6 protein-coding genes are annotated in these 5,173 nt (G+C 71.6%); 3 read left to right on the top strand and 3 right to left on the bottom strand.

Translation table 11 applies throughout. The features are described 5' to 3' along the window. Nucleotides 1-452, top strand: a 452-nt coding sequence (locus GUY60_RS34010; RefSeq protein WP_312866530.1) for a hypothetical protein, incomplete at its 5' end; no start/stop codon positions are given. Between the two features lie 51 nt (nucleotides 453-503). Beyond that, complete coding sequence (locus GUY60_RS34015; RefSeq protein ID WP_161704964.1) at nucleotides 504-1,211, top strand: AAA family ATPase; 708 nt, start codon at nucleotides 504-506, stop codon at nucleotides 1,209-1,211. A gap of 57 nt (nucleotides 1,212-1,268) precedes the next feature. On the opposite strand, the gene GUY60_RS34020 is transcribed toward GUY60_RS34015, so the two are convergent. Beyond that, entirely contained in the window at nucleotides 1,269-2,795 is a 1,527-nt protein-coding gene (locus GUY60_RS34020; RefSeq protein ID WP_161704966.1) for an FAD-dependent oxidoreductase, read from the bottom strand. Between the two features lie 163 nt (nucleotides 2,796-2,958). Between GUY60_RS34020 and GUY60_RS34025 the strand changes: the two genes are divergently transcribed. Further along, nucleotides 2,959-3,645: a TetR/AcrR family transcriptional regulator gene (locus GUY60_RS34025; RefSeq protein WP_161704968.1), complete on the top strand. Its 687-nt coding sequence runs from the start codon at nucleotides 2,959-2,961 to the stop codon at nucleotides 3,643-3,645. A gap of 14 nt (nucleotides 3,646-3,659) precedes the next feature. On the opposite strand, the gene GUY60_RS34030 is transcribed toward GUY60_RS34025, so the two are convergent. Both GUY60_RS34030 and GUY60_RS34035 read right to left on the bottom strand, forming a co-directional pair. Beyond that, the gene (locus GUY60_RS34030) at nucleotides 3,660-4,253 is read right to left on the bottom strand and encodes a GNAT family N-acetyltransferase (protein ID WP_161704972.1); all 594 of its coding nucleotides are present in this window, start codon (nucleotides 4,251-4,253) and stop codon (nucleotides 3,660-3,662) included. Between the two features lie 53 nt (nucleotides 4,254-4,306). Continuing rightward, nucleotides 4,307-5,143 carry a helix-turn-helix domain-containing protein gene (locus GUY60_RS34035; RefSeq protein WP_161704970.1) on the bottom strand — a complete coding sequence of 279 codons (837 nt, stop codon included), beginning with the start codon at nucleotides 5,141-5,143 and terminating at the stop codon, nucleotides 4,307-4,309. Nucleotides 5,144-5,173: the final 30 nt, after the last annotated feature.

Consider the following 5,173-nt stretch of genomic DNA (forward strand, 5'->3'; position numbering starts at 1 on the left):
GGTCGGTCGTGCCGGGTGTACCGGATGCGCCGGGTGCGCGGGTCGTGGGGCAGGCGGGGGCGGGCGTGCCCGAGGTGGACCTGGCGTACCACGGGCGGGCCGAGCTGACGCCCGGTCGGCTCGGGGTGCGGCTGACGCCCGAGAACCACGGCCCGTCCGACGTGTCCGAGGCGACGGTACGACTGCGCTACTCGGTGCCCCTCACCACCGGGCAACGGCTCCCCGACGCCTGCCTGCGGGCCGATCAGCAGGTCGTCCTGTGCCGGACCGGTGCGCTGCGGGCGGGCAGTCGGGGCAAGGAGATCCCGGTCGAGGTGAAACTGCGCGGCCGCCCCTCGGAGGCGACGGTCCGCATCGACACGCACTGGAACGGCAACGCCACCGACCACAACCCCACCAACGACCACCACACGGTCCTTGTGCTGCAGACCGGGGACGCTTACTCCTTCTGACGTTCCAGTGCCTCCGTTGCCCGCGCATCCCCCTTCGCGCAGACTCGGGCTGTGATCATCGAGCGTGCGTACGTCCAGGCCGGCGAGTACCGCGAGGACGAGTGGCCGTGGTCCGTGCCCTGTGTGCGGCGCCTCGTTGTCGACGGTCTGCGTTTCACCGCACCTGTGACCTTCCTCGTCGGCGAGAACGGTTCCGGGAAGTCGACCCTCGTCGAGGCGCTCGCCGAAGCGTTCGGGCTCGACTCGTACGGCGGCTCCCACGACTGGAAGTACGCCTCGCACCGCGCCAAGTCCGAACTGGGCGAGCGCCTGCGCTTTGACGCGGCGACGGGTGGGCGGCGCATGGCCCGGTCCTGGAGTGCTCGCAAGGGGTTCTTCCTGCGGGCCGAGACCGCGCTCGACGCGCTGGAGCGGGAGGGGTTCGCCCCCGAGGCCAAGAGCCACGGCGAAGGGTTCCTCGCGGCGTTCCGCGGGAAGTTCCTCGTGCCCGGCCTGTACGTGATGGACGAGCCGGAGGCCGCGCTCTCCTTCGGTGCGTGCCTCGAACTCATCGGCCATATCGACCACTTGGCGCAGACCGGTGCCCAGGTCGTCTGCGCGACCCACTCCCCGGTGCTGACCGCGCTGCCGGGTGCGGACATCGTGGAGGTCGGCGAGCACGGCATGCGCCGGGTGCGCTGGGAGGAACTGGAGCTGGTGGACCACTGGCGTAGGTACATGAACGACCCCCAGGTGTATCTGCGGCACATCGTGGACTGAACCCGCTGAACCCGCTGGGCGGGCACCGGAGTTCGCCCGTGGCCCCGCCCTCTCTCGTCAGGCCCCCGTCCACTCGGCGAGGGCGGCCCGCACCTGCTCCGGACGGGCGTTCTCCTGAGCCCAGGCCACGTACCCGTCGGGGCGCACCAGGAGCGAGGTACGGCGCTCGCTCGCCCAGTGAACGGGTATGGCGTGGACCGGCCGGCCGTGCTCCCCCTTCTCGTCGACCGTCAGCTCGGCCGGGGTGACGAGGACGAACTCGCCTGCGCGCAGGGACTCGTGGAGACGCGTACCGGCCGAGCCCTCGGCCAGCGCGATGTCCGGGGCGCGGTGGCCGACGAGGGGGTGGGCCCCGCGCGGTGCGGCGTAGGCGTACCCGACACCGGTGATCTGGCCGAGGGCCTTCTCGCGCACCCGGCGCACCCGCTTGAGCAGGGCGGTCACCACTGAACGCAGCGCGTACTGCGCGGTGTTGTGTGCCATCGCGAGGCGGACGATGGCACCGCTGCTGCGCAGCACGGCCCGGCCCACCGGGTGCCGCTCGCTCTGGTAGGTGTCGAGCAGGGACTCGGGGGAGCGGCCGCGCAGCACGGCGGCGAGCTTCCAGGAGAGGTTGGCCGCGTCCTGTAGTCCGGTGTTCATGCCCTGCCCGCCGGCGGGGCTGTGGGTGTGGGCGGCGTCCCCGGCGAGGAACACCCGGCCCGTGCGGTACGACCGCACTTGACGCTCGTCGCTGTGGAAGCGGGAGATCCAACGGGCGTCATGCATACCGAAGTCGGAGCCGAAGGCGCGACGCGTGATGTCCTTCAGCTCGTCCAGCGAGGCGGGCGCGGAGTCGGGGATGTCGGCCCGCTCGCGGTTCCAGCCGCCCACCCGCCAGTACCCGTCGCCGAAGGGGATGACGAAGGCGAAGGCGTCCTTCGAACCGTTCACCGCCGCCGTCGGATCGGGTTCCCCGGACAGCCTCACGTCGGCCAGGACGATCGAGCTGATCACGGAGCGGCCGGGGAAGGACCGGCCGATCGCCCCGCGGACGGTGCTGTGCACACCGTCGGCGCCCACCAGATAGGCGGCCCGGAGCGTGCCGGTCGTGCCGTCCTCGTGGCGGACCGCCACCTCGACGCCGGACGTGTCCTGCCGGACGCCGGTGACCTCGGTGCCGTGCCGGAAGGTGACGTGGTGCGCGGCGGCGCGGCGGCGGAGCAGCTTCTCCACCTCGAACTGCGGGGTGGAGAGCAGGAACGCGAAGCGGGAGTTCAGGCCCGTGAGGTCGAGTGCGAGACCGTCGAACAGCCGGATCTCCTTGATGCGCCGCCCCGTCTCCACGAGCTCGTCCGCCAGCCCCCTGGCGTCCAGCTGCTCCAAGGTGCGGGCGTGTACACCGAAGGCGCGGGTCAGATTGCTGACCTTGGCGGGGCGCTTCTCCAGGACCGTGACGGGGATGCCGGCCGCGGCCAGGTCCCCGGCGAGCAGCAGGCCGGTGGGCCCCGCGCCGGCCACGATCACCGATGCGTCGGAGCGGGTGCTGCTGTCGGAACGGGTGCTGGTGTCGCTGTGTGCGCTGGTGCTCGTGCTGCCTTTCATCTGCGGCCCCCTCGATGTCAACGGCCCGGACGTGGGAGCGCTGCCCCGTGACTGCCGACCGGTGGTCAACAGCTGTTGGTCAACGCTTGTTGGCAAATCTAGGCCGAGAGCTGTCGGATGTCAACGGTTGTTGGCCAACGAGTGTTGGCATACGCTGGGCGGCATGTCTGGCACCACGGATTCCCCCCGTCCGGCCTCCGCGAAGGCGCCGAGCCGATCCGTTCCGGCCCCGTCCGGCGCTCCGCGCCGCTCCGATGCCACGCGTGCCGCGATCCTCGCGGCGGCCCGCGAGCGCTTCGCGGCCGATGGGTACGAGCGCGCGACGATCCGCGCCATTGCCCGGGACGCGGGCATCGACCCCTCGATGGTGATGCGCTACTACGGCAACAAGGAGGGACTCTTCGCCGCCGCAGCCGAGATCGACCTCCACCTGCCGGAGCTGAGCTGGCCCGAGGACGCGGAGCCGACGGTCGGCGTGGAGTACGAGCACGGGCAGCAGGAGTACGCGAAGGGTGAGCGCATCGGGGCCGTGCTTGTCGCGCACTTCCTGGAGCGTTGGGAATCGGACGAGGTGCTGACGGCGCTGCTGCGCGTCGGCGTGACGAACGCGTCCGGCGCGGAGCGCATGCAGGAGATCCTCAAGCAGCAGTTGGTCCCGGTCGCGGCCCGTTACTGCCCTGATCCGGAAGCCGTTCCGCGCCGCGCCGCGCTCGCCGCGTCACAGATCCTCGGCATGGCCCTCGCGCGGTACGTCCTGCGCTTCCCGCCTGCTGTCGAGATGAGCCGCGACGAGGTGATCGCCTGGCTGGGGCCGACCGTGCAGCGGTACTTGACGGCTCCGCAGCCGTGAGCGCTGCACCCTGGTCAGTCCCGCGCCCCGTCCCGCGCCCCGTCCAGCGTCCGCAGGTCGAACTGCCAGTCGTTATGCCGTGACCAGTGGCCCTTCGGGTACTCCATGTCCGCGTCCCCGAGCAGCTCGAAGCCGGCTCTGCCGCACAGGGAGTTGGAGCTTGCGTTCGCCACGGACGGGAAGGCGTGCACGTAGCGGTGGCGGTGCTCCGCGTGGGCGCGCTCGCAGACGAGGCGGGCGGCCGCCACGGCGATGCCACGGCCCTGGAACTCGGGCAGGACGGCCCAGCCGGTCTCCCAGACCGTGCCGCCGCGCCACGACTGCTCCCAGTAACCGATCGAGCCCGCAGTCTCGTCGCGACCGGCCGAACCGACAGAGCTGACGGCCCCCGCCGAGCCCTCTCCGTCCGAGCCCTCTCCGTCCACGACGATGCGGAACATCCGGTCCCGCTGCCCCGGCCGGAGATAGCGGCGGTGTCGGTCGCGGAGTTTCTCCTCCGTCTCCGGGCCGCCCAAGTGCCGTGTCATCTCAGGGGAGTTCTGTCGCACGAGCAGCCAGAAGTCGTCCTCCGACCAGGACTTGAGCCGCATCACGGGCCGCGTCGACATCTCCATGCCCGAACCGTACGACGCCCCACTGACAACCGGCCGAACCGTACGGCTCACCCCACGCCCTTGCTGCCGCCACCACCGTTCCCGCTCCCGTAAGCCGTCGGCGGCACCCCCACGGTGGCCGTGAAGTCGCGGATCAGGTGGGCCTGGTCGGCGTAGCCGAGGTCGGCCGCGAGGGCCGGCCAGTCGACGGCGGCGTCGGACTCGGCGCGTTCCAGGGCCTCGTGGATGCGGTACCGCAGGATGACCCACTTCGGGCCGACGCCGACATACGCCGAGAACAGCCGCTGCAGGGAACGCGTCGACAGGCCCTCCGTACGGGCGAGTTCACCGACCCGGCGTACCGAACGGTCCGAGCGGACGCGCTCCACCAGGGACATCGCGAGGTCGGCCTGCGGGTCGGGGGCGGGCGCCAGCGACAGCAGGAACGCGTCGAGCGCCGCCACGCGCGCGTGCTCGTCGTCCGGTTCGAGTACGCGCGCGGCCGTGCCCTCGACGGCGGTGGCCGGAAACACCGCGTCCAGCGCGAGCCGTCGCCCCGTCCACTCGCTCACCGGGTGCGCGGCCGCGAAGGGCCGGAAGCCGCCGGGCCGGAACTGCACGCCGCAGACGCGCCCCGCACCTTCGAGTTTCTGCGCGAACAACTCAAGGCCGATGCCCGCGACTTCGCCGGAGTCGCCGGTTCCGGAGTGCTGGAAGACGACGTTCACGGACGGGTGCGGGACGACGTGCGTGAGGTACGGCTCGGGCAGGTCCCAGTCGATCAGCCAGTAGTGCTCCAGGTAGGGCCGCAGCGGCTCGGCGGGCTCGCGGCGGCGGAACCGTACCCGGGAGAAAAGCTCGGTGGCGTCGACGATCCCTTTGGCGTCACGGCGTGGAGCTGCCATGGCCGGAGTCTAGGTCCGCCGCCCCGCACC

It is taken from the genome of Streptomyces boluensis (genome assembly GCF_009908195.1).
Classification (GTDB): domain Bacteria; phylum Actinomycetota; class Actinomycetes; order Streptomycetales; family Streptomycetaceae; genus Streptomyces; species Streptomyces boluensis.

What these genes read in the sequence shown, in the direction of transcription:
- GUY60_RS34025 (WP_161704968.1), top strand. Translation starts at nt 2,959, where the DNA reads ATGTCTGGCACCACGGATTCCCCCCGTCCGGCCTCCGCGAAGGCGCCG.
- GUY60_RS34035 (WP_161704970.1), bottom strand. Translation starts at nt 5,143, where the DNA reads ATGGCAGCTCCACGCCGTGACGCCAAAGGGATCGTCGACGCCACCGAG.
- GUY60_RS34020 (WP_161704966.1), bottom strand. Translation starts at nt 2,795, where the DNA reads ATGAAAGGCAGCACGAGCACCAGCGCACACAGCGACACCAGCACCCGT.
- GUY60_RS34030 (WP_161704972.1), bottom strand. Translation starts at nt 4,253, where the DNA reads ATGTCGACGCGGCCCGTGATGCGGCTCAAGTCCTGGTCGGAGGACGAC.